General features: G+C 57.8%; 21 protein-coding genes and 1 tRNA gene. 14 read left to right on the forward strand and 8 right to left on the reverse strand.

Annotated elements, in window-relative coordinates; all coding sequences use genetic code 11:
- Positions 1 to 200: 200 nt before the first annotated feature.
- Both AC3B5A_RS02645 and AC3B5A_RS02650 read right to left on the reverse strand, forming a co-directional pair.
- The gene (locus tag AC3B5A_RS02645; RefSeq protein ID WP_489798635.1) at positions 201 to 1,847 is read right to left on the reverse strand and encodes a peptide ABC transporter substrate-binding protein; all 1,647 of its coding nucleotides are present in this window, start codon (positions 1,845 to 1,847) and stop codon (positions 201 to 203) included.
- Positions 1,848 to 2,099: 252 nt separating this feature from the next.
- A tRNA-Arg gene (locus AC3B5A_RS02650) sits at positions 2,100 to 2,172 on the reverse strand.
- 137 nt (positions 2,173 to 2,309) lie between these two features.
- Between AC3B5A_RS02650 and AC3B5A_RS02655 the strand changes: the two genes are divergently transcribed.
- From AC3B5A_RS02655 to AC3B5A_RS02680, 6 genes are all read left to right on the forward strand, one after another.
- On the forward strand, positions 2,310 to 2,750 hold the full coding sequence (locus AC3B5A_RS02655; protein WP_489798637.1) for a DUF6978 family protein: 441 nt from the start codon (positions 2,310 to 2,312) through the stop codon (positions 2,748 to 2,750).
- Complete coding sequence (locus AC3B5A_RS02660) at positions 2,747 to 3,520, forward strand: DUF1828 domain-containing protein (RefSeq protein ID WP_489798639.1); 774 nt, start codon at positions 2,747 to 2,749, stop codon at positions 3,518 to 3,520. Before AC3B5A_RS02655 ends, AC3B5A_RS02660 begins: the two co-directional genes overlap by 4 nt.
- Positions 3,521 to 3,685: 165 nt before the next feature.
- A complete protein-coding gene (locus tag AC3B5A_RS02665) occupies positions 3,686 to 3,901 on the forward strand; it encodes a hypothetical protein (protein WP_489798641.1) in 216 nt (71 codons plus the stop codon).
- Positions 3,902 to 4,313: 412 nt separating this feature from the next.
- On the forward strand, positions 4,314 to 5,588 hold the full coding sequence (locus tag AC3B5A_RS02670; protein ID WP_489798642.1) for a mucin-binding protein: 1,275 nt from the start codon (positions 4,314 to 4,316) through the stop codon (positions 5,586 to 5,588).
- Between the two features lie 244 nt (positions 5,589 to 5,832).
- Positions 5,833 to 6,879: a bile acid:sodium symporter family protein gene (locus tag AC3B5A_RS02675; protein WP_489798644.1), complete on the forward strand. Its 1,047-nt coding sequence runs from the start codon at positions 5,833 to 5,835 to the stop codon at positions 6,877 to 6,879.
- Positions 6,880 to 6,944: 65 nt separating this feature from the next.
- The gene (locus tag AC3B5A_RS02680) at positions 6,945 to 8,012 is read left to right on the forward strand and encodes a Gfo/Idh/MocA family protein (protein WP_489798646.1); all 1,068 of its coding nucleotides are present in this window, start codon (positions 6,945 to 6,947) and stop codon (positions 8,010 to 8,012) included.
- 119 nt (positions 8,013 to 8,131) lie between these two features.
- On the opposite strand, the gene AC3B5A_RS02685 is transcribed toward AC3B5A_RS02680, so the two are convergent.
- Complete coding sequence (locus AC3B5A_RS02685) at positions 8,132 to 8,788, reverse strand: peptide deformylase (protein WP_489798648.1); 657 nt, start codon at positions 8,786 to 8,788, stop codon at positions 8,132 to 8,134.
- 1 nt (position 8,789) lies between these two features.
- Positions 8,790 to 10,178: a phosphoglucosamine mutase gene (gene glmM, locus AC3B5A_RS02690; protein WP_489798650.1), complete on the reverse strand. Its 1,389-nt coding sequence runs from the start codon at positions 10,176 to 10,178 to the stop codon at positions 8,790 to 8,792.
- Positions 10,179 to 10,427: 249 nt separating this feature from the next.
- Here glmM and AC3B5A_RS02695 point away from each other — a divergent pair, with 249 nt between their 5' ends.
- The 7 genes from AC3B5A_RS02695 (at position 10,428) to AC3B5A_RS02725 (ending at position 16,940) form a co-directional block, all read left to right on the forward strand.
- Positions 10,428 to 10,736, forward strand: a complete 309-nt coding sequence (locus AC3B5A_RS02695) for a hypothetical protein (protein WP_489798651.1) — start codon at positions 10,428 to 10,430, stop codon at positions 10,734 to 10,736.
- A 24-nt stretch (positions 10,737 to 10,760) separates the two neighbouring features.
- Positions 10,761 to 11,507: a hypothetical protein gene (locus AC3B5A_RS02700; RefSeq protein WP_489798653.1), complete on the forward strand. Its 747-nt coding sequence runs from the start codon at positions 10,761 to 10,763 to the stop codon at positions 11,505 to 11,507.
- A 12-nt stretch (positions 11,508 to 11,519) separates the two neighbouring features.
- On the forward strand, positions 11,520 to 12,575 hold the full coding sequence (locus AC3B5A_RS02705; RefSeq protein ID WP_489798655.1) for a hypothetical protein: 1,056 nt from the start codon (positions 11,520 to 11,522) through the stop codon (positions 12,573 to 12,575).
- Positions 12,566 to 13,273: an ABC transporter ATP-binding protein gene (locus tag AC3B5A_RS02710; protein WP_489798657.1), complete on the forward strand. Its 708-nt coding sequence runs from the start codon at positions 12,566 to 12,568 to the stop codon at positions 13,271 to 13,273. The genes AC3B5A_RS02705 and AC3B5A_RS02710 overlap by 10 nt, the downstream gene beginning before the upstream one ends.
- 68 nt (positions 13,274 to 13,341) lie before the next feature.
- Positions 13,342 to 14,424 carry a hypothetical protein gene (locus AC3B5A_RS02715; RefSeq protein WP_489798659.1) on the forward strand — a complete coding sequence of 361 codons (1,083 nt, stop codon included), beginning with the start codon at positions 13,342 to 13,344 and terminating at the stop codon, positions 14,422 to 14,424.
- A gap of 372 nt (positions 14,425 to 14,796) precedes the next feature.
- Positions 14,797 to 16,209: a hexose-6-phosphate:phosphate antiporter UhpT gene (gene uhpT / locus AC3B5A_RS02720; RefSeq protein ID WP_489798660.1), complete on the forward strand. Its 1,413-nt coding sequence runs from the start codon at positions 14,797 to 14,799 to the stop codon at positions 16,207 to 16,209.
- A complete protein-coding gene (locus AC3B5A_RS02725; protein ID WP_489798662.1) occupies positions 16,206 to 16,940 on the forward strand; it encodes a histidine phosphatase family protein in 735 nt (244 codons plus the stop codon). Before uhpT ends, AC3B5A_RS02725 begins: the two co-directional genes overlap by 4 nt.
- 95 nt (positions 16,941 to 17,035) lie before the next feature.
- Here AC3B5A_RS02725 and pepN read toward each other — a convergent pair whose 3' ends face one another.
- Complete coding sequence (pepN, locus tag AC3B5A_RS02730) at positions 17,036 to 19,639, reverse strand: aminopeptidase N (RefSeq protein WP_489798663.1); 2,604 nt, start codon at positions 19,637 to 19,639, stop codon at positions 17,036 to 17,038.
- Between the two features lie 379 nt (positions 19,640 to 20,018).
- On the opposite strand from pepN, the gene AC3B5A_RS02735 reads away from it, so the two are divergent.
- Positions 20,019 to 21,260 carry a Fic family protein gene (locus AC3B5A_RS02735; protein ID WP_489798665.1) on the forward strand — a complete coding sequence of 414 codons (1,242 nt, stop codon included), beginning with the start codon at positions 20,019 to 20,021 and terminating at the stop codon, positions 21,258 to 21,260.
- A gap of 118 nt (positions 21,261 to 21,378) precedes the next feature.
- Here the strand turns inward: AC3B5A_RS02735 and AC3B5A_RS02740 are convergent, their stop codons facing one another.
- From AC3B5A_RS02740 to dapB, 3 genes are all read right to left on the reverse strand, one after another.
- A complete protein-coding gene (locus tag AC3B5A_RS02740; protein ID WP_489798667.1) occupies positions 21,379 to 23,388 on the reverse strand; it encodes a ribonuclease J in 2,010 nt (669 codons plus the stop codon).
- Between the two features lie 75 nt (positions 23,389 to 23,463).
- Entirely contained in the window at positions 23,464 to 24,378 is a 915-nt protein-coding gene (gene dapA / locus AC3B5A_RS02745; protein ID WP_489798668.1) for a 4-hydroxy-tetrahydrodipicolinate synthase, read from the reverse strand.
- Positions 24,379 to 24,424: 46 nt separating this feature from the next.
- Complete coding sequence (dapB, locus tag AC3B5A_RS02750; protein ID WP_489798670.1) at positions 24,425 to 25,183, reverse strand: 4-hydroxy-tetrahydrodipicolinate reductase; 759 nt, start codon at positions 25,181 to 25,183, stop codon at positions 24,425 to 24,427.
- Between the last annotated feature and the right edge of the window lie 64 nt (positions 25,184 to 25,247).

Below are 25,247 nucleotides of genomic sequence, written 5' to 3' on the forward strand. Positions count from 1 at the left end.
GCCATACGGTATCCGTCTCGGGTGCTGTCTGAAGCGCTGCAATTCGGTTCAGACAGCACCAGAGACGGCCACAGACTGAACCGGCAGCACCGCTACCAGCGAAAACAACAAGGTCCCTCCTTCCAGTCGAAACCGGAAGGAGGGACCTTTCGTATGCCGTGCATCACCACGTCATCGGTACGCCCGAGCGCGCCAGACGACTACTTGGTGATGGTGTAGTAGGTGGGCATGCTGGTGTAGTCGAACTGCACGTTACTCACCTTGGTGGACGACACGGCGGCCACATTGTCGTTCCACAGCGGGATTGAGGGCATATCCTCAAGCAGGATCTCCTGCGCCTTCTCAAGGTCGTCCGTACGCTTGGAGACATCGGTCTGGCTGAGCGCCTGCTTGAGCGCGTCGTCGAACTTCGGGTTCTTGTAGTCACCGTCGTTCGAACCGTGTCCGTCTGCCGACGCGGAGGAATAGAGCGGGGTCATGTAGTCCTCGGCAGTGGGATAGTCGAGCGCCCAGCCGGAACGGAACGCAGACTTGAGGGAACGGTTGGTGATCTGCTCACGGAAGTTGGAGAACGTGGGGTACGCGTCACCCTGCGCGTCGATGCCGAGCGTGTCCTTCAGACCGTTGCACACCGCGTCCACCCACGGCTTGTTGTCGTCGTCGGAGTTGTAGGAGAGCTTGAAGGTTCCCGTGAACTTCGAAATCTTGTCGGCTTCCTTCCACAGCTCCTTGGCCTTCTTAGGGTTGTAGGCCAGGTTGCCGGCGTTCTTCAGCTTGGACGAGTGCTCGGGCACCGCCGGGGACGTGAAGTCGGTGGAGGGGGTCTTCGTGTTGTTGTAGATCTTCTCGATGATCTGCTTGCGGTTGATGGCCATGGAGATGGCCTGACGACGCAGGTTGCCCTCCTTGTCCTGGCGGAAGTGCTCGAGGTTCTCGGGGATGATGAAGCCCTGATAACGCGAACCGGGCTGCTCATAGGCCTTCACCGAACTGTCGGAACGGAAGGTCTTCACGGCCGACTGCGGCACGGTGATGAGCACGTCGAGGTTGCCGGACTGCACATCGGAGTAGGCGGAATCCTTGCTGGTGTAGACGCGGAAGTCAACGCCGCCGTTCTGCACCTTGCGGCTGCCCTTGTAGTCGTCGTTGCGCACGATCTTGATGTCGGTGCTTGGGGTCCACGATTCGAACTTGTAAGGGCCGTTGCCGATGGGCGCCTTGCCGAAGGCGGCCATGTCCTTATACGCCACGCTGGGCAGCGGGAAGAAGGACTGGTGCGACACCTGGATGGGGAACACCGAGTCGGGGCTGTTGAGCGTAACCACGAAGGTGAGCGGATCCTTGACCTCGAGTCCGGAAAGCTTGGCGTGCGGGTCCACGTTGGGATCCTGCAGTTCGTCATAACCCTTGATGACGGACATGCGGCTGCTCTGCTTCTGCGCGTTCTTCACGTTGGCAGCGTAGCTCCAGGCATCGGTGAACGACGTGGCGGTCACCTTCTCACCGTTGGTGAACTTCCAGCCGTCGTTGAGCTTGATGGTGAACTGGGTGGCGTCGGCGTTGGGGGTGATGGACTTGGCCACTTCCATATGCTGCTTGCCCTTGGCGTCGTAGCTCACCAATCCTTCGAAGATGTTGCGGATGACGCGGCCGCCGCCCATCTCGTTCGTGTTGGCGGGAACCAACGGGCTCTGCGGCTCCGTGTTGTCCACCTTGATGATGGCGTTCTTGTCGACTTTGGCACCCTCGGCCTGATCCGACCCGCTGGTGCCACAAGCCGCCACCGAAAACAGCATGGCTCCAGCCATACCGGCGGCGAGCACTCGCCTACTCCATGTTTTTAGCATTTGAACTCCTGAATTCAAGAACCAATCCAATACTGCACAAGTTGCTGCGCGATAACCGTCGCAGGGCAAGAAAGCGCCAACTGACACAAACCCTCACCATCAAGCATGTACCTTTTTCAGTATATGGTCAGCCCTACGCCAAATCTGAAGACCGTCCCACTACGTGGACACCTAGTACACAGTATGAAACCTATTCGAAACATTAGCGCTGCCACAAACAACGCTGGGCACCGGCGACAGACCAGCGAATCGTGCCCGAGATCAGATTCGAACTGACGACACCCGCTTTAGGAGAGCGGTGCTCTATCCCCTGAGCTACCCGGGCAACAAGTTGACACTATAGCATGGCCACCTTCCACACGTGTTGCCGCGTCAATCGAGCAATGTCCGCCCAACAATCTCCGAAGTTCAGTTAGCGTGAAAACAACTTTCCATCCGCCCGGAACAAAGGTAAGGAACGGCATGACACATATGCTCACAAACGATGAAGCCAAGATACTGCTCAATGAGCTAAAAGACACTGCAATGACTGAATTCATCATGCCTGCCTGTCGAGAACAAGGCAAAGGCTTGGATGTAACCGGACGAGAAAGCAAGGCCGTATTCCGTATCAATATGTATCGTGGCACAATAGAGCGCGACAAACACTCCATCAACGCTCGGGTAAAGAGAGGCGGCGCACCACTCATGAGACTTTGTGTAGGTCTGGGGCACCCTCATACCAATCCCGACGGCACCGTAGTGAACGGATCGCACTTGCACATGTATCGTGAGGGCTACAACGACCGCTTCGCATGCCCAGTCAACATCGCATCTCCCGACTTCGTCAAAGATACGCTATTGTTGCTTCAACAGTTTCATGTAGCGAAGGCACCACAACTCATCGACGGGACGGCAGCATGACGCAGAGCAATACCAGCAAGACACTTGTTGAAGAATACGCACATTGGCTGCGGGAGCACTCCTCCACACGAGAAGTACACGGCTGGCAGGCAGTGTCCGTGCCGCTGCTTGACCATACCGGAGATCACCTCCATTTTTATATGCGTCACCATGATGAGTGTCTGGAATTCAGCGATGACGGATATATTGTATCTGGATTGATATCTTCCGGATTAACGTTGAATACCACGCGCAAAGCTCGCATAGAGCATATAGCCAATCAGTTCGGCGCATCGCTGCATGATGGCGCTCTGAACTTGGAGGCTCACCCAAGTCAGACAAGTGACGCCATGAATCGTTACATACAAGCGCTCATCCATGTAGATGCATTGTCACAGACAGTGAGATCGCAAAACCCTATCTGCTTTTCAGAAGATGTGGCATCCTCACTCACCGAACAGCATATCCATTACACCTCTGATGTAAGCATTCAGGGCAAATCGTTGTATTCACATCATTTTGACTTCGTGTTCCAAGACAGCGACAGTCACCCCACACTATTCGCCAAAGCGCCAGCCGCACTCAATGCAACCGCGCTGGCGACGATACTGTTTGCATGGGAAGATGTCAGTGGCGCCAAGGAGAGAAAGCAGGCTCGGCTATTGGTATTTGTTGACGACCGAGATCAAGCAGTGAATGAGCAGGCACTTACCGGATTTGCTCGGTATGACGCGCAGATTATGCGGTACACAGAGATACCGAGCAAGGCACCGCTGTTACTGGCCTCTTGATCAGAATGAAGCCGAGTTTGTTGCATATGTCACAGTGAGTGTATATTATGACGGACTACGACTGTATACTCGGCTTCACTTCCTGCAATACCGCCAAGTATGCACAGTGACAAGAGCAACTGTCGCCGAGCGGTTCGGGCGCGCACACACGGAGGAATCGTTCGCATGACCTTGCCTACCACCACAGGCCACCACACCAGCAAGCGGACTCGCAGCAGCGCCACCAGAATCGCCATCGCGCTGTTGATATGCTGCGTCATCCTCATCCCGACAGGTCTGAACGCCAGTGCGTCAGAAGGCAACGTTGTAACCAACGCAACGCAAACTTCCGTCACAGACGCAAAACAAGCATCAACCATCACCCCCCCCCAGCAATTCTGAATCGCTAGTACCAGCTGGCAACACCCCACTCCTCGACTCCGCCGCTGCCAGCCACAACAGCACCAACGTCAACGAAGACGAAGCACAACCAGTCGGCAACAGCGCAGCGTCCAACGATTCCGAATCTTCACAAGCCACGGCATCCTCCGACACAAACGGCAGCCTTCCCACGCAAGCCAGCACACCCACCGTACTCAACAAACCCGGCAGCCCACAACCTCAAACCGAAGACAGCAGCTCGCTGACACGCGGCAGCGGCGCCTGCGGTATCAACCTCACCGACTCCTTCAAAATGCGACTCGAATTCTATAGCGAATTCGATAGCTCGCTCAACCGAACTTACCTCGGTGGAAAACCTGCATATACTGAATCCTACGCATACCTTGCATGTGATTATACGTCAAGAAACACGATGCAGTTTCGTTACTCCAACGGCAGCGCAGCCCAAAGCGACGTCAACCAAAACATCATCTACGAAACCATCAGCAACGGTGTCGCCTCATTCGGCTTTAGCAGCGTAACGCAGGGACTAGCTCCCAAGGGGAGTCGATACAGAAGGATCGTGCTCGCACTCAGAGGCGTAGACCGGCATGACTCATGGGGCCGGTGCCCACTAGACGCTAGCACCGTAAACAGGGAAGACAGCAAAGATTATTTGATGCGGTGCGCTGGTCTTAGTGGAACGCTGCCTATTCCTGAGGGGCAGCTCAGCTCCTATCTGCTCAACGGTAACTACTACAGCGCCGGTGACACCCAACCCGCCTACTCCGGCGTGTACGTGCCAGACAAACCGGGCTACGACGTGCAAGTCACCAACGGAACATGGAACCCCAGCACACGCATCGCCACACCCAACAACCCCACCAACTGGGCAGGCACACCCGTCTACGGTAGCGACCTACAAAACGCCACCGACAGCATCACCACCATCACCTACATCAAACCAGCAGCATCCGCCACCGTTCATTTCACCAAAGACGGCATCGAAGATACCAGCCTGCAACAAACCTTCAACGGCCGGCAAGACGACCCCATCACCGGCGGCGCATGGACCTTCAACACACCCAGCGGCTACTACATCACCGGCGGCACACCGCCCCTAACCTGCAACGACACCACCTGTACCTTGCCAGCCAACACCACCTACCCGGCAGGCCACACCGACTACTGGATCACCTGCCAGCAAACCACCCCCAAACACGAAACCTGGAACGCCACACTCACCGTCCACTACCAAGATGACACCGGAACCACCCTACGCCCCGACCAAAGCAAAACCATCACCCTGACCCGCGACTACACCATACGCCCCGACACCGCAACCATCATCGTGCCGGGAGACTGGACCTACCCAGGTAGTGACCCGAACGTGACATGGCAGACCACCGGCGGCAACAGGAGAAACCTCACTTTTTCCACCGAAAGCCCCACCATTCCCGGCTACCACACCAACCAGCCAACTGCCACCTACACCAACAACATCGCCATCGACCACGACATCACGGCCGGCGGCAACAACATTCAAGAAATCACCGTCACCTACCACCGCATGATCACCGCACTCCCGTTCACCGGCGGCATTGCCACCGCTCTGGGTTATGCCATCATCGGACTGGTCGCCGCCATAATGCTCACCGCCCTCACCATGGCGTTGAAACGCAAACAACACCACATCACCACCAACTAACACGCATAGCCTGCTCGATGTCATATGACGCATACCCGTTGGCAGCAGCCGGTACCCCACACACCACATCCACCAGCACCGACCAATAACCACCGCACAAATCCGATACAGTCCATCCAGCATCCAACATCCAACATCCAACAACCAACATGGTCGCAGTGTGAGACAGGCGACGCATCGGCGCTTTGTCCTTCCTAAGATGTCCAGCATTCGAACAAACGCTGGAGAGGGAGGCATAACCGTTATGGAAACCGTGAAGAAAGTCGCCAGTTGGATCACCAAATGGTTCACCGTCATCGTCATCGTGTGGGCTGTGTTCAACTACGTTGTGCCGCAAACAAGCATGTGGGCCAAAGGCTACACCAGCATTCTGCTGGGCATTGTGCTCTTCGGCATGGGCTTGACGCTCTCCCTCGACGACTTCACCCGCATTTTCAAGCAGCCGCTCATGGTCATCGTCGGCACGCTGGCGCACTACATCATCATGCCGCTCTTGGCGGTGCTGCTGTGCTGGATCTTCCACCTCGACGGCCCGCTCGCCGTCGGCGTGATTCTCGTTGGCTGCTGCCCCTCGGGCACTTCATCCAACGTGATGAGCTTCCTGTCGCGAGGTGACGTGGCACTCGACGTGTCGATCGGACTGGTTTCCACACTGCTCGCGCCCTTCGCCATCCCGGCGCTGATGCAACTGCTCGCATCCCACTATGTGGCCATTCCCTGGCAGTCGCTGTTCCGAACCGCCGTGGAAGTCGTACTCATTCCCGTGGCGCTCGGCGTGCTGTGCCACACCATCTTCAAAGAGCACATCGCCAAAGTCACTGAAGTATTGCCCATCGTCTCGCAAACCGCCATCCTGCTCATCATCGGCATCGTGGTAGCCGCCAACCACGCAGGTCTGTTCAGCGCCTCCACCATGCTCGCCATCCCGGTCGTCATCCTGCACAACCTGTGCGGGTACGGCCTCGGTTACGGATTCTCCCGCCTGATGTACAAGGTCTACCCCAAGGGATTCGGCTACGCACAGCAGAAGGCCATCACCTTCGAAGTGGGTATGCAGGATTCCGGCCTAGGCGCGACTTTGGCCCTCACCTCCTTTGCCGCCACACCCATCACTGCCATTCCTTCCACCTTCTTCAGCGTTTGGCACAACATCTCCGGTTCGGTGCTCTCCTCATGGTGGCGCCGTCGCGATGACCGCAAGGCGCAGGAGGCGGGAGTGGAACTGCCTGACGACCCTGAGCAGGCCATCGCCGCTCTGGAACACATTTCCGGCATGCATGCCGGCGCCTAGACCGGCGCCTAGACCGGCGCCTACACTGGAAGAAAACCGTCAGGCATAGCGGACGAAGGATCACGATGAGCAGTATCAATGGCACACGAGCACAGTCACAAGCGCAGCGCGAAGGGACACCGGTGAACGTGGCTATTCTCGGCGCAGGCAGGATTGCCCACACCATGGCAACCACGCTCAGCGCCATGGCTCAAGATCCTCGATATTCCAACCTGATTCGCCCCTATGCCGTGGCTTCGCGAGAGCAAACGCGCGCCGAAGAGTTCGCCGCACAGCACAACATCCCCCACGCCTACGGGTCCTACGAGGCACTGCTGGACGACCCGAAAGTGGACTTGGTCTACGTGGCCACACCGGTAGCCCTCCATGAGGAGCAAGGCATACAATGCCTGCGCGCCGGCAAGAACGTGCTCATGGAAAAGTCGTTCACCGCCAACGCCGAACAGGCCGAACGCCTGCTGGCCTGCGCGAAAGAGACCGGGCTGTTGTGCACCGAAGCGATATGGACACGCTACATGCCCTCGCGCGCCATCATCTCCGACATCATCGCATCGGAGGCTATCGGCACGGTGCAGGCAGCGAACGCCAACCTGTGCTATCCGGTCTCCCATAAGCCGCGCATGACCGATCCGCAGCTGGCAGGCGGCGCACTGCTCGACGTGGGCGTATACCCGCTGAACTTCCTTGACATGGCTATTGGCGGCAATGCAGACCACAACCGCCACATCAATCACATTGAAACCTCCATGCAGCCTTGGCCTACCGGCGTGGACGCGCAGGAAAACATTACCCTGCATTATGACGACGGAGTGATGGCCACAGCACAGGCCTCGATGCTTGCAGCTTCCGACCGCACGGGAACCATCTGGGGCACCGACGGCTACCTGGTATGCCACAACATCAACAACCCCGAAGGCATCGACGTGTACGGCACCGACCACACGCTGCGCAAGCATTACGATGTGCCGGAGCAAATCAACGGCTACGAGTACGAGGTGGCAAGCGCCGCCAACACCATCTTGGATGGGCGTGACGAATGCCCTGAAATGCCTCATAAAGACACGCTGCGCATCATGCAGCTCATGGACTGCATACGCGGCATCTGGGGATTGCAATATCCCTTTGAACAGTAGCCTCTCATCAATGCAATATGCCGGTAGGTGACGTATGAACCGTCACCCACCGGCATATTTTGTTTGACATTTACTTGGCGTATCGCTTCGCTTGTGTTCGACTCGTCAGACGCCGACGGTCAGGCTACGCTGAATCCAAGCTGTCGCGCCGCCTCCACTGGAACCGGATCGTCCGCCCAATAGTCGGAGAGGTTATCGTCGGAGGAAAGCGAGCGAATCTCGGCGCGGTCAATGTATACCTCACCGCTCAGATGGTCGGTTTCGTGCTGGAAGATGCGAGCCGGCCAACCGTGCAGATGCTCCTCATGCGGATTGCCGTCCACATCCTGCCAACGTGCGATGATGTCGAGCCAGCGCTTGCGTACCGCCTGGTATCCCTCGAAACTCAGGCACCCCTCATAGAAGCTGCGCGACTGCGTGCCGATAGGAGTGTAGGTGGGGTTGACGATGACATGGAACGGGAATTCGGCTATTTCCCGCGGGTCTTCGGCATCGTCGCGCACGTGGTCCTCTACCACGGCGAATGCCAGACCGAGTCCTATCTGCGGGGCAGCTAAGCCTACGCCGGGCGCGTCGAGCATGGTGGTCCGCATGGTGGAGATGAGCTTGGCGAACGTCTCATCGGTAAGTTGACCGTCGTAAGGCATGGCGCGCTGACGCAGCACCGGCTCCCCCATCTGCACGATCGGCATGATTTTCTCCCTGCCGCCGCTGGAGATGAGCTGCTCCACGGCACGGTTGAGCGCCGGATTTACATTCGAATCGTTGGAAATCATACTACAGTGCCAACTCCTGTGCTACTACGGCTGCGAGACGCTCGCACACCTCGTCTGCCTGATCCTGTGTGGCTGCCTCGGTCATCACACGCACCAACGGCTCAGTGCCGCTGGGACGCAACAACACGCGACCCGTCTCCCCCAAGGTCCGCTCTTCTTGCTCAATGGCCGCTTGCACTGCGGCATTGGTTTTGGCGGCGTTCTTATCGACGTTGGGCACGTTGATAAGCCGCTGCGGCAGCTGCGGGAAATCGGAGGCCAACTCTTTGAGAGAGCGACCGGACTTGACGACCTCCAGGCACAGCGTCAACGCGGTGAGGGTACCGTCACCGGTGGTGGCGAACTCGCGGTTGATGACATGGCCGGACTGCTCCCCGCCCAGCGAATAGTCACCGCGCAGCATCTCTTCGAGCACATAGCGGTCTCCCACACCGGTCTCCACGGTGGCGATGCCCATCTCCTTGAGCGCCAGTTTGAGGCCCAGGTTGCTCATGACCGTAACCACAAGCGTGTTGTGGTTGAGCTTGCCGTCACGCTGCTTGCCTCGTGCCAGAATACCCATCACCTGGTCGCCGTTGACAAGATTGCCGTCCTCGTCCACTGCCAGGCAGCGGTCGGCATCGCCGTCGAATGCCACACCCATCACAGCATCGGTGGCACGTACCATGGCCTGCAGCTGCTCGGGGTGGGTGGAGCCGGCTTTGTCGTTGATGTTGTAGCCATCTGGGCTGGCGTTGATGACCAGTACTTCAGCACCGGCGCGGCGCAACGCTTCGGGAGCTACGACCGATGCCGCACCGTTGGCGCAGTCGGCCACGATCTTCAGGCCCTTGAGCGGCTTTGGCTGAGTCTTGTCCGGCGCCACCGGTGCGATGGTGGAGACCAGATGGTTGATGTACATATTCGTGGCGGTGTCCGCATTGCGACTCACACGGCCCACGCCTGCTCCGGTGGGACGATCCCAGTCCTGGCCAAGCACGGCCTCGATCTCATCCTCTTTGGTATCGGGCAGCTTGTAGCCGCCGCGCGCGAAGAACTTGATGCCGTTGTCGGGCATGGGGTTGTGGGAGGCAGAGATGACCGCACTCATGTCCACGTTGAGCGCGCTGGTAAGGTACGCCACTCCGGGGGTGGGAATGATGCCGGCGTCGATCACGTCGAATCCACCGGCACTCATGCCCGCGGACAGCGCAGAGGCGAGGAAATCTCCGGAAACACGAGTGTCACGGCCCACCAAGGCGCGACGACGTCCCTCTTTGTGTTCGACTTCGGTGCCGGACGCATCGCCGAGCACGCGCACTGCCGCGTCTCCCAGATCCAACGCCAGCTTAGCTGTCAAATCACGGTTCGCCAATCCACGAACCCCATCCGTTCCGAACATCCTCGGCATAACACACCCTCCTGCCGCTTAAAATAAGGTATCTCTCATACTAGCGAGAAGCCTGCCTAGCACCGACTTGTGGAAGGTCGCATGCCCTTGTTTTCAATGCATATGCACGTTCCACAAACAAAGCGCCCAAAGTGTGAGACAAATCTCTATTCGATACTCACACTACGTCATACTGGCATAGTCTTAAATGCAGTTTCTTAAGACGACCATTGAGCAGTACCCAACTATTAATAGCTAAGGATAACTACTATGGCTAAAAAGAAAACAATCAGCGCACTGTGCACAACTGCACTTGCAGGTGCCCTATCTCTCGCTGTTGGTGTTCCAGCAGCATCCGCCACTAATGTTGACAATTCATTCATCAGCGGCTACTACAACTACACTTGGACCGAATCTACCGCAAGCGCATGGTCAAGAAGAAACGCCGGCGCAAATGCTCAAGCCTGTCAAGATGGTCTTTGTGCGACCATGCATTCAGCTCGGGCTCCTCATCAGTTCGCTAACGCCCATGCCAGAGGGTCAGCGACTAACCACAACGATAGCGCTTATGCTTGGTAAACCGCTATTACGTTAGGATCTTTCATGACGACGAAGAGACGAATACAGAACTCACTTATTACTGCGTTGGTAGGCATTACGTTATGCGCGATCAGCGCCTGCGGAGCCAACACTGACATGCAGCACAGTGACGCTGGATCATCTTCTTCCTCGAAGGACTCTGGAGAGGGGAATGTAGGGGAAGACAATGCTCCTACATTCCCCTCTGCGGGAAGCAACGCGAAGATGGCATCATCAATCCCAAGTTTTATAGATCAAATGCTCAATGAGGCACAAATGTCTGATTATCAGCGCGAAGTGCTGGTGCAAGCCAAGGACGCGGGCAAAGTATCCGTATCTCAGTACGAACAAGCATGGTCTAGCTATAAACAGTGCATGGCAGACAAAGGGTACCGATCCATCAAACTTAAGAAATTCCCCAACGGTTTGTATATGGAGGCTATGTATAAGCAGCCTTCGTCAAAGCAAAAAGAACACGATTTCCTCGATACACAGCAAGAATGTCGTGAATCTCGTATGGATGTTATCGACACTATCTACCGCATGCAAGTCGGTAATCCAAACCTGTACCAAGACCCAGCAACCGGTATTGTCGATTGCTTCCACCGCGAAAACCTGGTACCGCAAAGCTACAGTGCATCGGACTTCAGTAAAGAGCAAAACAAATCAGAGAAATCTTTCAATGAGCGAGACCCCAAAATCCGCGAATGCATGCTCGCCAACAACTCCGTTATCGGCTTCGCCGACGAAGGCGGATTCACCATCGAATAGGCAGGACAGCGTATGAAACGCAACAGCAACTCCCAGCGACGTACCGTTCCGCTCCCCTGGGTGGTTCTCATCGTCATCATGGCGGTGACGTTGACCGCTGGCGCAAGTGCGCTGATGTTGCGTGACTCCACACCCGGCATTCTTGCTCCCGCCAAAGCGGTGACCAGCGCACCGGCAAGCCAGGAACAGTATGACGGTACCACCCAAGTAACCTTGATTCCCACGCTTTCGGACAAACGGCAAATCATGATTAACACATCCGGTACGGTCACCAAGAACTATGCTCCGAACATCATGCAAACCGGCAAGCCGGCGCTGGGAGTCAACGGGCGAACCGTGGTCGCCATGCATACCGATATGCCGCTCTACCGTTCGCTCAATGTGGGCGACGAGGGAGGCGATGCCAAAGCGGTGAACAATGAGCTCTCCCGGCTCGGATACCGATCCTCCCCCGGTTCTGCTACCTACACTGCCACTACCGCCACCGGCTGGAAACAGCTCATGAGCGCATCCGGCAACAGCAGCGACGGCTCACTGAACATGGAAGAGGTGGTGTGGATTCCCGCTTCGAATGTCACAGTCACAGGCTGGCAAGCTGCCGAAGGGGCAGCCGTACAGGAAGGAAGCGCCATCGGCGAAATACCGGGAGGCATCAGCGCGCTGAACATCAAAGGCGGCAAAGCCAGCGGACAGCCGCGCACACTGAGCGCGTTCGGGCAGAGCGTGACGCTGCCGGCCGGAGCAACCGGCACCAATGACTCGGAATTCTGCCGCAGCATCAGCAATACCGACGAGTTCAAAAGCATCGCAGAAAGCGAGCTGCCCAACGGGTTTGATGCCACGGTCGCGCTCGACCAACCGGTCACGGCACTGCGCGTGCCCGCGGCCGCAGTGACGGGCATCAAAGACGGGCATGGCTGCATCGTTTCCAAAGGCAAGACCGTACCGGTCACCATACTCGGCTCTCAACTGGGTGCCAGCCTGTTGCAGGGGCGAGACGGCAAAGATATCACCGGTATCCGCGAAGTGGCGCTCGGCAGCACGGTCAGGAACACGCCATGCAAGTGACAGCCCATAATCTCGGGCATCGGTTCGAGAGCACCGACGTGCTCTTCGAACATCTCGACTTCACCCTCAAATCCGGGCAGACCACGGCAGTATGCGGTGCCAGCGGATGCGGCAAGTCCACGCTGCTCTCCCTGCTGGCCGACATGGAGACGCCTGCCGCAGGGTCGATCGAGCGCGATGAAGTGACGCAGGTCGGCTGGGTGTTTCAAAACCCGTACGGCGTGGCCGAGCGCAGTGCACTGGACCATGTGGTGCTGCCGTTGCTCACGCAAGGCATGACACGGCAGCAGGCAGAACCACAAGCGTTGGAAACCTTGGCTTTGTTCGGTCTTGCGCATGCGGCACACCGGCGATTCTGTGAACTTTCGGGAGGCGAGGCGCAGCGACTGATGCTTGCCAGGGCGGTGCACGCGCGGCCGGACATGCTGCTGGTGGACGAGCCGACCGCACAGCTAGACACTCGCACAGCGCACGGCGTGAATGAAGTACTGGGGAATCTGGCAGGACAAGGCATGATAGTGGTGGTCGCCACCCACGACCCTGATACGCGCGACGCTTGCCAGCAGATCATCGACTTGGCTCGTTACGCTCCCAAAACTGCTGGAATTTCAGCGAACGCCGAGACTGCTCATACGGCTGCCCAATCCTCCGCCATCCCCTCCACTGTTGCCACGAGTGAGATTGAGGCTCAATCATGATGCACCTAGGGTCAATATGGTCGGAAAGCTGGAGAAACCTGAACTCTGGCACAGCTCGAGCGCTAACGATGATGCTCATCGTGCTGATAACGGGAGGGGCACTCGGCGGATACGAAGCACTCTCCGTGGTGCAGCTGGAACGGGACGCCACCGCCAAAATCGCCATGCAAGCCGATGTGAGAACCATCGTCGGCGCCACCGTTGACGGCACGACATGCGACGCACTCACCACAGCCGGCAATGGCCCGAGCATGTCGGGAGCCTTGCGCGCCGGATCTCAAATCACTCCTTTGGCCACTGAAGGCAAGGACATCGCATCCTACGAGGTGACACCGGGATTCCTGCAGCTGATCGCCCAGCCCGACAACACCACAAACGCAACAAAGCGCACAAATTCTCAGCGTTCCGGCCCCTCCCCCACCCGCCGTTCATTGCCAACCAACAACCAAGCGGATGCTTCGGGCATATGGGTTTCACGCAATGTCGCCAAGGATTTCGGCTTGCGGCAAGGCGGCACCTTGGAAACGGATCACGGCACCATCGAGATAGCAGGAGTGTTCTCATGGCCCAATGACGGGCGCGACACCAGGCCCGCATACGCTCTGATAGTACCGGTTTCGACCAGCGACGGCAGCTTCGAGGAATGCTGGGCCAAACAGTGGCCGCTCACCGAGCAAACCGACGATTTGCTGTATTCCACCACTCACGTCAGCCAGACCAAGCAGTCGCACGCCGGTGTCACCTCGCTCAACAAAGGCATGGACCCGCATTACGACGCCACGGCCGCATACCGGTCGCGCATGACCGCATGGATGCCCTGGGCCGGTCTCATCATAGGCTTGGCTTTGGGAGCGGTATCGGTGCAACGCCGAAAACTCGAATATGCCGGAGCGCTGCACATCGGTCAGCGCAAACACGAGCAGGTGCTCGGCATCGCGTTCGAAACCGCTGTGTGGGCGGGATTGGGCACGATAAGCGCAATCAGCATCATCGCCCTTGTGGCGAGCATGGCGCCTTCCAGCAGGTTCACCGTTCTGCTGGGTGCTGCCCGCACTCCTGTCGCGCTGTTCGCTGGAATTGTGTTGGGAGCCATGATCACTGATATATTCATACGCGAGTCTCAACTTCAGCGCTATTTTAAGAGCCGATGAACTGCGCATGCATCGAGCCGGCAGCCAACCCAGACGCACTACAGCAGCCAGTTACGCAAACAACAACGAGACCCACAGAACCCTTCTCTTTATTGGCATTTCTGACATCTCCACAACGATGACCATCACTCGGTCACATACTTACCAGCCAAGTCGTTAGGGCTTGCCGGATCAGTGATTTGACATTGCCAGTGCAAGCGCTATTATTGAGAGCAATGTGCTGAAATATTTGGCTTGGATATGCAATGCTCGGGCACCGTAGCCCGCGCGTCAAAGCGCTACAACGCTGCCCCGCCATGGCTGTTTCAATCCAGTATGTGCAGCATATTGCCATCTCATCACCGCAGATAAGAGACACAAGGAGGACGTTCATTGTCTGGAAATGCATTCAATCTGGCGTTCGATAAGCACATCCCCAAAGCAGGAATACCTGTATCAGCACAGCGCAAAGCATGGTTCAAAGAGTTTATGAAGCCATTCATCATCGTGGTGATGCTCTACAGCGTCATGTACTTTGTGAGGGATAATCTCAAGGCCGCACAGCCACTGCTCAAGCAGCAGCTCGGTTTCACCACCGAACAGCTGGGTACCATAGGCTTCGTATTCTCTCTGGCCTATGGCATCGGCAAAATCATCGTCGGCTATATCGTCACCGACAAAGACAACAAGAAGGCCGCGTCCATCATGCTCATCGGCGCTTCGATCGTCGTGATGCTCTTCGGCTTCATGCTCACGATGAGCAACGTGCCGATGGGCTGGCTGATGGTGCTGTGGGCGCTCAACGGCGTCTTCCAGTGCGGTGCCGGCCCCTGCTGCTCCGGTGTGATCATGAACTGGACCACCAAGAAGAACTACGGGCGCTACTACGGCACCTGGAGCGCCTCACACAACATCGGTGGCGGCTTGGCCGGCATCTTCTCCCTGTGGTGCGCCAACACATTCTTCGGCGGCAACGTAGCAGGCATGTTCATCGTCCCGTCAATCGTGGCGCTGATCGCCGGCATCGTCTGCTTCTTCGTGGGCAGGAACCGCCCCGAAGACCTCGGCTGGGAATCCGCGGAAACCATCTTCGACGAACCAGCCAAGGTCGAGGATGTCTCGTCCACCGACGAATCGACCTGGCAGATCTTCAAGCGCTACCTGCTGAAGAACCCATGGGTATGGATTCTGTGCTTCTCCGACGTGTTCGCCTACGTGGTGCGCGTTGGCATCGACAACTGGTCCTCGTTGCGCGTCACCGAACAGCTGGGCTTCAGCACCCAGACCGGCGCCAACGCGATCTTCTACTTCGGCATGGGTTCCATGGTCGGATGCCTGATCTGGGGCGCCCTGTCTGACGCCTTGGGCGGCCGCCCTGGTCTCGTCTCGGTAATCTGCATCGCCGCCATGCCCATTCCGCTGGCCTTCTACCAGTTCGGCAAGACCCCCACGGCCATCCTCGTCTCCATCTTCTTCCTCGGCATGTTCGCGTTCGGCCCGCAGGTGCTCATCGGCATCTCGCTGCTCGCCCAGGTACCCAAGAAGGCCGCAGCCCTCGCCGGAGGCCTGTTGGGCGCCTTCGCCTACCTGCTGGGTGATTCGACCGCCAAGGTGCTGCTCTCCCGCATCGCCGACACCAAAGCCGCCGGTCTCAACCTCTTTGGCCATGTGCTGCACGGCTGGGGAGATACCTTCGGTGTGCTCTATGTGGCCATTGTCTGCGCGTTCATCTTGCAGCTGTGCGTTACCATCGCAGAAGAGAAGAAGATCCGCACCAGCCGCAAGAACGCCGAGGTGGAAGCATGAGCGAAACCAGCCAAAAACCGGTTACCATTTATTTGACCCGCCACAGCAAAACCACGTCCAATGCCATGCAGCTGATGCAAGGATGGTCGGATTTCCCACTCACACGGGAAGGTCGCGACATCGTCCGACAGTTCGGTGCAGGCCTGAAGGGCATCCGCTTCACTGCGGCATACTGCGGCAATCTGACCCGACACTACAACACTGCTCGCATAGCCTTGGACACGTCCGGCAATGAGGATGTCGAGATTGGAATCGACCCTGACCTAAGAGAAGACAACTTCGGCAGCTTCGAGGGACGTTCCATTCCCGACACCTTGCAGGCCATCGCCGACCGTCTTGGATTCGCGAGCTTCGCCGAGGCTCTCGAGTCCAAGGGCGAGCGGCTCAATATCGATTTGCAGGACGTGCTCCACGATTTGGATCAGGAGAATGTGCTGCACACCGATTTGGACGATGAGGACCGTGCCGAAAGTGCCGAACAAGTGCAGCAGCGCATGCATGATGCCATCGTGCGCATCGCACGCAATGTGAGCGAGCAAGGCGGAGGCAATGTGCTGGTGATCAGTTCAGGCACCAGCATACGTCAGTTCTTCGCCAGCATCGACCCATCAATCAGTCTGGCAGACATGGGCAACACAGCGGTCACAACAATCATCTACAAGGACGGCACGTTCAGAGTGGACGGACCAGTGGCCTCAATGGAGTATTACGAACGAGGAGCCTTGGCGTAAACCATCATCCACATAACACGACAAGCGGGGTGTCAACGGCAACAGTCGTTGACACCCCGCTTTCTATGCCGCAGTTCATTGCTGCGAACAGAACACTAGGCGTTGGCCTTGTTCACCTTGAGCGCGCGACGCGACCCCTCAAGATTCTCGATGATGATGCCACGCAGAGCACGGTCGGCATCACCATGGGATTCCAGCCACTCCTCGCCTGCACGCACCAGCTCCTCGGCATCTGCGTAGACAGGATAAAGACTTTCGAGCAGCGTCTCAGCCATATGGAAGGTACGATGCTCCCAAATCCAGTCGGCAGTCTCGAAGTACTTGGCGATATAAGGTTCCGCCAGCTTGCCGGTGGCCGTGGCGCTAAAGCCAAGCACCGCAGACTTCAACTGGGCATTGGTCAGATCGGTGTTGTAGATAGACTCTTGCCACGCCCAATCCTTAGCCTCGACAGAAGGCTGCATGGCCTTGGCGCCATACGCAAACTCGCGGTTCGCAGTGGTGTCCCGATCCTTCAGCTCGGCTTCAATGCTGCCCTCATCTATGGCACCGACACCAGCCAATGCCTGGATGAGCAGCCAGCGCAGATCATTGTCGACCTCCAGACCCTTGAGCTTGAGTGAGCCGCCCAGCAGACCCTTAACGTTGGAGATGAACGGGGCATCGCCCTCTTCGCCATACTCGAGATAAGCACCCACAAGCTGGAACTGCTCATCACTGCCCGGCTCGGCAGCATTCGCCAAATCCCACAACCCTTGAGCCACATGCTCTCTCACCGCATCACGACGCGCCGCAGGCACATACCGTTTGACGGTGGTCTTCAGCGAGCGCAGTGCGTAGCGGAAGGTGGTGGACTCATGCTCGGTGGAGAGCATCTTCAAGCTCATGTCCACAAAACGCTCGGCGTTGAATTCGCCGTCGCGAGTCATGTCCCAGAACGCCAGCCAGATGACGGCGCGGGCCAGCGCATCGCTGAACTTGTAGAGGTTCTCTGCGGCGAACTCGCGCGAGGCGTCGTCGAAGCGCAGCTTGGCGTAGGTCAGGTCTTCATCGTTGAGCAGGATGAAGTCGGGGCGTGTTTTGCCGATGGCCTCGCTCACTTCGGTGGTCTCGCCGTCAACGTCGAGCTCGAAGTTTTCGGTGCGCACCACCTGACCGGTGGCGCTGTCGAGGTTGTAGAAGCCGATGCCCATACGCTGGCTGCGCAGGACGGGATGGTCGGACGGAGCGCTTTGCACGAGGGTGAAGGCCTCGATGGTACCGTCGTCAGCGCAATTCACCTTGGCTTCAATGGTGTTGATGCCCGCCTCTTCAAGCCACTGCTTGCTCCATGCCTTCAAATCGCGGCCGGAAGCCGCTTCGAGTTCTGCGAGCAGGTCCGCCAGAGTGGCATTGGAATACTGGTACTTGTTCAGGTAGCTGTTGATGCCCTTGAAGAATTTGTCTCGGCCCACGTAGGCTACGAGCTGCTTGAGGACAGAACCGCCCTTGGCGTAGGTGATGCCGTCGAAGTTCACTTCGGTGTCGTGCAGATCGTTGATCGGCGCGGTGATGGGATGTGTGGTGGGCAGCTGGTCTTGGTCGAGCGCCCAGCTCTTCTCGCCGGAGGTGAACGTGGCCCACGAATCTTTCCATTCAGTGGCTTCCGCAGTACTCAACGACGACATGAATTCGGCGAAGGACTCGTTGAGCCACAGGTCGTTCCACCACTTCATGGTGACGAGGTCGCCGAACCACATGTGGGCCAGCTCGTGCAGCACGGTCACCACGCGGCGCTCGGCGAGCGCGTCGGTGACCTTGGAGCCGAAGACGTATGAGTCGCGGATGGTGACCATGCCGATGTTCTCCATGGCGCCGGCGTTGTACTCGGGAACGTAGATCTGGTCGTACTTGGCGTACGGGTAGGGCACGCCCCAGGTCTTGGCGTAGAAGGCGAAGCCCTTCTTGGTGATGTCGAAGAGGTAGTCCACGTCTTTGGCAAAGTCATCTGCCAAGGACTGGCGGCAATACTGGGCCATGGTGACCGTGCGGCCGTCTTCATTGGCGTATTCGGTGTGCCACTCCGCGTACGGACCGGCGCAAATGGCCGTGAGGTAGGAGCTCATGGTGGGCGTGGTTTCGAAAACCCAGTGCTTGGTGGATTCGGCGGGATGGCTGCCCATCGTGCCTTCTGCGGTCATGTCATCAAGGTCTTCACAGGCCTTGACCGGCATGTTGGAAGTGACGATCCACGAGGCCGGTGCCTTGACGTCGAAGTCGAACGTAGCCTTGATATCCGGCTGGTCGAACACGGCGTAGACGCGGCGCGCATCCGGCACTTCGAACTGGGAATAAAGGTAGATGTTGCCGTCGGTGGGATCCACGGAACGGTGCAGGCCCTCGCCGGTAGTGGAATACTGGCATGAGGAGACTACGGTGAGTGTGTTGTGTTCCAGCAAAGCCGGCAGCTCGATGCGACGGTCACGGAAGCAGGCGGCCGGGTCCAGGCTCTCACCATTGAACTCGATGCTGCTCACTTCGTCGGCGATAAGATCCACAAACGTCGGCTTACCGGCCTGAGCGTCGAACTCGATGGTCGAGGTGGAAGCGAAATTCTTAGGTCCTTGCGTCAAATCAAGACTGACCCGGTACTTGACCTGACCGGTAACGACGGCTTTGCGCTCCTGTGCTTCTGTGCGGGTGAGATTCGAACCTGGCATGCATTCTCCTTGAACAGTATCGATCCATAACTACGGCGCTTCGCTTCATGACCTTACTTACCAATCTGCAAGGCAGCCTGACGTGCAACATCGTATCACTGGCAGCGCACGCCACGGCAGGATCCGGCGCAGACTCAGGCTGCGGCGGCTCCTCACGGCTTGCATTGCATCGCTGCCACAACGTTATGCCTGCAGCGATGCACCATCTTGACCAACATGACATCATAATAATGCCAAAACTGCCTTTAATGAACGATATCGTCACTGAAATAGAAATCTAAATACTATTTTTGCTATTTTTGACGTTTACACTTGGTACAAATGGTGTTTAACTGCTAATATTGACGATATTGACACTTAGAGACGCAAGGCAGGTGGGATGAACGGTTACAAAACGATACGTACAACACTCTATGCGTCACAAAGTCACGCTAAACCGGCAGACATTGCACAACAGGAATACGAACAGCGCATCAACAGTTGGGGCGCCATACGTTCCGGAGTCCAGCTCGGCAATTACGAAGTGTTCACCATGCTTCCCGCTCAGCTCGTGCAACGCATGGATCGCATCCGTTCCAACGATTCCGCCATCAATGAGCTGTGGAACCACCTCCCCGGCATCGCGCAACGTGCTTATCTGGTACAGCTGCTAGTCGATGAAATGCAGAATACCAACGAGATTGAAAGCGTGCGTTCCACACGCAAAGAGATTAGAGATGCCATGCAATCAGTCTCGGATCATGGCACGCCGCACAGCAACAAACGCTTCTCCGAGCTCGCCAGTCTCTACATCAACCTCACCAAAGCAAACGTGACGCTTCCCGAAAACCTACACGACATTCGCGATATATATGATCGCGTCACCGCAGGAGAGCTGAGCGAAGGCGACCAACCAGACGGACTGCTGTTTCGCCAAGGACCGGTGTATATCGCCAATGAGGCGTCAGGCAAGACCATACACCGCGGCATGTCAGGAGAAGCACCAATATCAGCACGCCTGACCGCACTGCTGGGTTTCATGCATCATAGCGATGTACCACCGCTCATCAAAGCCGCGATGAGCCACTTCATCTTCGAATACATCCACCCGTTCTATGACGGCAACGGCAGAACAGGACGTTTCCTCTTGGCTTTGCAACTCAGTCAGGAGCTCTCTCCCCTTACCTCGCTGTCGCTCAGCCCTATCATCAACGCGGAAAAGAGCAGCTACTATGCTGCTTTCGAACGCACGGAAGACCCGTTGAATTGCTTCGACGCTACAGTGTTCGTCAACCAGATGTTCGGCTTCATGCTCAACGCTCAAGACACGTTGAAACAAGACCTTGACGAGCGCAAACACGCTTTGGACTATGCGCAATGGGCGCTGGAAACTCAACGCTCCCAGCTCGAACTTGACCAACTGGAACTCGATATTCTCTATATGCTGCTGCAAACCGCACTGTTTGACACTCGTACGAATCGGGTGACCAGGGCTGAGATCCAAACACACCTTGCAAAAGGTCGCCACAAGATTGCGCAAGCCATGCAGCATTTGATGAGCAAGGCATTAGTACAGCAACAGGGACTAAGGCCCATCAGCTATGAGCTCAGCGAGCAGGGATTGCAACTTTTTACACGCTGAGCAATGAGGCGTCTGGCTGAGCGTAACATATCCGGTTCATGGCACGCGCAAAACAACAGGGTGTACAAGCGGTTTGCCTGTACACCCTGTTTGCTCTTATCGTGCTACGCGGTGAAGCTTAGCGGCTCACCGGAGTGGGGTCGACCACATCGTGAGCGATGTCGGCGACCACCGGCACCACCATGGGCTTGCGGTGCAGCTGACGGGTGACCCAGCTGGTGACCGTCTTGCGCATCACCTGCTGGAGCGTCTTGACATCGTGAGTGCCGGAAAGCATCGCATCTTCCAGATCTTGGGTGATCTGACTGCGCACCTTGTCGAAGTCGCGCTCATCCTCTGCCATGGCGTTCAAGTACACCTTCGGGCCCGAGACCACGTTCGCGGATTCGGTGTCGACCACGGCGAAGCAGGAGACAAAGCCCTCAGTGCCCAGGATGCGGCGTTTCTCAAGCTCATCATCGGTAATCTCACCGACTGAATCACCGTCTACATACACATAGCCGCACGGCACGGAACCGACCACGGCCGCCTGACCGTGATAGAGATCGACCACGTCGCCGTCCTCTGCCAGCACCACGTTGTTCGGATCCACACCGGTCTTTACGGCAATCAGGCCGTTGGCCACCAAGTGGCGGTTCTCGCCGTGAATCGGCATGGCGCAGCGCGGCTTGACGATGTTGTAGAAGTAGAGCAGCTCGCCCTCGTCACAGTGACCGGAGACGTGAATCTTGGCGTTGTCGCGGTTGATGACGCGCGCACCCTTCTGCACCAGCTTGTTGATGACCTTGTACACGCCATGCTCGTTGCCCGGGATGAGGGAGCTGGCCAACACCACCGTATCAAACTCGTTGATGGTGATGTCGCGGTGGCTGCCGTCGGCGATGCGGCCGAGCGCGGCCATGGGCTCGCCTTGGGAACCGGTGCACATGTAGACGATCTTGTCGTCCTGAATGTCTTTGGCTTTCTTCAGGTCCACCACCGTACCCTCAGGCAGGTGCAAATAGCCCAAGTCCGCTGCAATGGCCATATTGCGCACCATGGAACGGCCGACAAAGACGACCTTACGGCCGACCTTGTGCGCGGCGTCGACCACCTGCTGCACGCGGTGCACATGGCTGGAGAAGCTGGCGACGATAATCTTGCGCTTGGCCTCGCCGAACGCACGCTCCAGCTCGGGGCCGATAGTGGTCTCAGGACGCACGAATCCGGGAACCTCGGCGTTGGTGGAGTCTGCCATGAGCAGATCGACGCCCTGCTCGCCCAGGCGGCCGAACTCCACCAGATCGGTGATGCGGTGATCGATGGGCAGCTGGTCAAGCTTGAAATCACCGGTGTCGATGATGGTGCCAGCCGGAGTCTTGATGCACACGGCCAGAGCATCCGGGATGGAGTGCGTCACAGTGACGAACTCAAGGTTGAACGGGCCGACCTTAAGCTTGTCGCGCCCGGCAACCTCGACGGTGCGCGGGTTGAGGTGGTGCTCTTCGCACTTGGCTTTGACGAAGCCCAACGTCAGCTTCGAACCGATGAGCGGGATATCCGGACGCATCTTGAGCAGGTAGGGCACGCCTCCGATGTGGTCCTCATGACCGTGGGTGAGGATGAGCGCTTCCACATCGTCAAGACGATCCTTGATATAGCTGAAATCAGGCAGAATGAGGTCGACGCCGGGCTGCTCCTCCTCGGGGAAGAGAACACCGCAGTCGATGAGCAGCAGGTGACCGTTGTATTCGATCACATTCATGTTGCGGCCGATCTCACCCAGTCCGCCCAACGGCACGATGCGCATGGAGCCCTTGCGGTACTTCGGCGGGGCGATAAGACGCTCACCCTGAGGGGTGGTGCTACGCGGATCGCGACGGGTGGAGGTATTGCGGTTACCGCCACGCCCACCACGATTGCCACCGCGGCCGGCATTGCGGGAGTTGCCACGCGAGTCGGAGCGACGTGCGTTGGAACGCCCGGAATCTGAACGGCGAGAGCGAGAAGAGGTCTCTGCCTTGCCACCCTCGGTGCGTTCGGCACCCTGGGACTGCTCTACTGCATCGCTTTCAACGCGAGCCTTTGCTGACCGGCTGCCGCGACGGCGAGACACGGTTGATGCGGATTGATCTTGTGTTGTTGTCATAGTTGGTTAATTTTTCTTCTGGTTAATGTCCGCCCCTCGGGCAGACGACGGGTTGTGCAGCTTGTGTTGCGCAGGTTAACAGTCTGTGAGTGTCGCGGAGCGTTCCATACCGGCACGGGCACGGGCGAATTCAGAATCCCCGGGAGCCACGTTGGGCAGGCGCATCATGGGCTCATCAAGCCAGCCACGCTCATGCAGAGCGGCTTTGGCCATGACGCCTTGGAATCCGGTCCCGTTGACCGCTTCCACCAACGGCGCCAACCGCTGCGCCAATTCCTGGGCTTGACGTATATCTCCAGCGTCGAACGCTTGGGCAAGTTGAGCCATGGGGCCTGCCGCCACGTGAGCGGTGACCGAAATGACACCGACGGCGCCGATGGACAGGAACGGTAGGTAAAGGCCGTCATCTCCCGAATACCAGGTCAAACCGGTTTCTGCCCGCTTGCGCAACGCCCCTGCCACATCTCCGGTGGCATCCTTGACCGCTTCGACATGGTCCAGACCGGCCAGACGACGGTACGTATCGAGTTCGATGTGCACTCCTGTGCGGCTGGGAACATCGTAGACGATAACAGGTTTGCCGGCAGAAGCGTTGACCGCCTCATAGTGACGGAACAGTCCCTCCTGGCAGGGCCGCGAATAATACGGCGCCACGACCAGCAGGGCATCGGCTCCGGCATCCTGGGTCTGCTCGACCATGCGAACCGTGTGAGCCGTGTCGTTGGAACCGGCACCGGAGATGACGGGCACATCGACCACGTCTTTGACCGCGCGAACGATGTCGACCTTCTCATCCATGTGCGTGACCGGCGATTCCCCGGTGGTGCCGTTGACCAATAGACCGTCGGCTCCGCTGGATACCAGATGTTGCGCCAAAGCCTGCAGTTCGTCAAAGTCAACCGAGCTGTCACTCTTCATGGGGGTGACCATGGCGGGAATGACCCTTCCGAACGGAGCGGGATCGAGACGGTGTACAGACGATTCACTCATGGTTCAAAGGTACTTCGCAGGTGGGACGCAACGTAAAGTATGGCCGTCATAGATCCAGGAACACATCGAGACCGACATTCAGTCCCGGGGCTGCGCCGGCGTGCACCTTGCGCACGGCGAGCAGGACACCGGGCATGAAGGAGGCGCGGTCGAAACTGTCGGCGCGTATGGTGAGCTGCTCGCCGGTGTTGCCCAGCAGCACCTCTTCGTGAGCGTTGAGCCCCTGAAGACGAACAGCGTGCACATGCACGTCGTCCACCACCTGGCCTCGTGAAGCGCACTCCCCCTGTGTGCCGTCGGGCATAGGTTCGCTGCCTGCATCACGCCTGGCTTGAGCAATGGCACGAGCCGTATGCAACGCAGTGCCGGAGGGAGCGTCCACTTTGTCGGGATGATGCAGCTCAATCACCTCGGCCGAGGTGAAGTACGGGGCTGCCTTGGCTGCGAACAGATCCGCCAGCACCGCGGAAATAGCGAAGTTCGGGGCAATAAACACAGACTGGCCGGGTGTACCGGAAGATTGCAACGCCTGACGCACCTGTGCCAGCTTGCCGTCATCCCAGCCGGTGGTGCCCACCACCACATTCACACCCTGCGCCACCAAAGCCAGCACGTTGTCCATCGTGGCACTCGGCACGCTGAACTCAACGGTCACGTCGGTGTTGTCGGGGGTGATGGCGCTCATCACATCCCCCTCCCCCAGCTCTAGACTCAAGTCCATGTCCGGCGCCGCCTGCACGGCCTGCACCACACTGGAACCCATACGCCCGCCGGCTCCCACCACGGAAACTCGAATATTGCTCATATGCCCTCCTTGGAAATGCTGTGTGACTTGGCTACCCCAAGCATAGTTGAAGGAACGAACCGCG

It is taken from the genome of Bifidobacterium sp. ESL1133, from assembly GCF_058107325.1.

Coding starts and splice junctions, on each gene's coding strand:
- AC3B5A_RS02685 (WP_489798648.1), bottom strand. CDS start 8,788: ATGATTTCCAACGATTCGAATGTAAATCCGGCGCTCAACCGTGCCGTG.
- AC3B5A_RS02725 (WP_489798662.1), top strand. CDS start 16,206: ATGAGCGAAACCAGCCAAAAACCGGTTACCATTTATTTGACCCGCCAC.
- glmM (WP_489798650.1), bottom strand. CDS start 10,178: ATGCCGAGGATGTTCGGAACGGATGGGGTTCGTGGATTGGCGAACCGT.
- AC3B5A_RS02670 (WP_489798642.1), top strand. CDS start 4,314: ATGCAGTTTCGTTACTCCAACGGCAGCGCAGCCCAAAGCGACGTCAAC.
- AC3B5A_RS02700 (WP_489798653.1), top strand. CDS start 10,761: ATGACGACGAAGAGACGAATACAGAACTCACTTATTACTGCGTTGGTA.
- AC3B5A_RS02715 (WP_489798659.1), top strand. CDS start 13,342: ATGATGCTCATCGTGCTGATAACGGGAGGGGCACTCGGCGGATACGAA.
- AC3B5A_RS02735 (WP_489798665.1), top strand. CDS start 20,019: ATGAACGGTTACAAAACGATACGTACAACACTCTATGCGTCACAAAGT.
- dapB (WP_489798670.1), bottom strand. CDS start 25,183: ATGAGCAATATTCGAGTTTCCGTGGTGGGAGCCGGCGGGCGTATGGGT.
- AC3B5A_RS02655 (WP_489798637.1), top strand. CDS start 2,310: ATGACACATATGCTCACAAACGATGAAGCCAAGATACTGCTCAATGAG.
- AC3B5A_RS02660 (WP_489798639.1), top strand. CDS start 2,747: ATGACGCAGAGCAATACCAGCAAGACACTTGTTGAAGAATACGCACAT.
- pepN (WP_489798663.1), bottom strand. CDS start 19,639: ATGCCAGGTTCGAATCTCACCCGCACAGAAGCACAGGAGCGCAAAGCC.
- AC3B5A_RS02665 (WP_489798641.1), top strand. CDS start 3,686: ATGACCTTGCCTACCACCACAGGCCACCACACCAGCAAGCGGACTCGC.
- AC3B5A_RS02645 (WP_489798635.1), bottom strand. CDS start 1,847: ATGCTAAAAACATGGAGTAGGCGAGTGCTCGCCGCCGGTATGGCTGGA.
- AC3B5A_RS02680 (WP_489798646.1), top strand. CDS start 6,945: ATGAGCAGTATCAATGGCACACGAGCACAGTCACAAGCGCAGCGCGAA.
- AC3B5A_RS02710 (WP_489798657.1), top strand. CDS start 12,566: ATGCAAGTGACAGCCCATAATCTCGGGCATCGGTTCGAGAGCACCGAC.
- AC3B5A_RS02740 (WP_489798667.1), bottom strand. CDS start 23,388: ATGACAACAACACAAGATCAATCCGCATCAACCGTGTCTCGCCGTCGC.
- AC3B5A_RS02695 (WP_489798651.1), top strand. CDS start 10,428: ATGGCTAAAAAGAAAACAATCAGCGCACTGTGCACAACTGCACTTGCA.
- AC3B5A_RS02675 (WP_489798644.1), top strand. CDS start 5,833: ATGGAAACCGTGAAGAAAGTCGCCAGTTGGATCACCAAATGGTTCACC.
- AC3B5A_RS02705 (WP_489798655.1), top strand. CDS start 11,520: ATGAAACGCAACAGCAACTCCCAGCGACGTACCGTTCCGCTCCCCTGG.
- dapA (WP_489798668.1), bottom strand. CDS start 24,378: ATGAGTGAATCGTCTGTACACCGTCTCGATCCCGCTCCGTTCGGAAGG.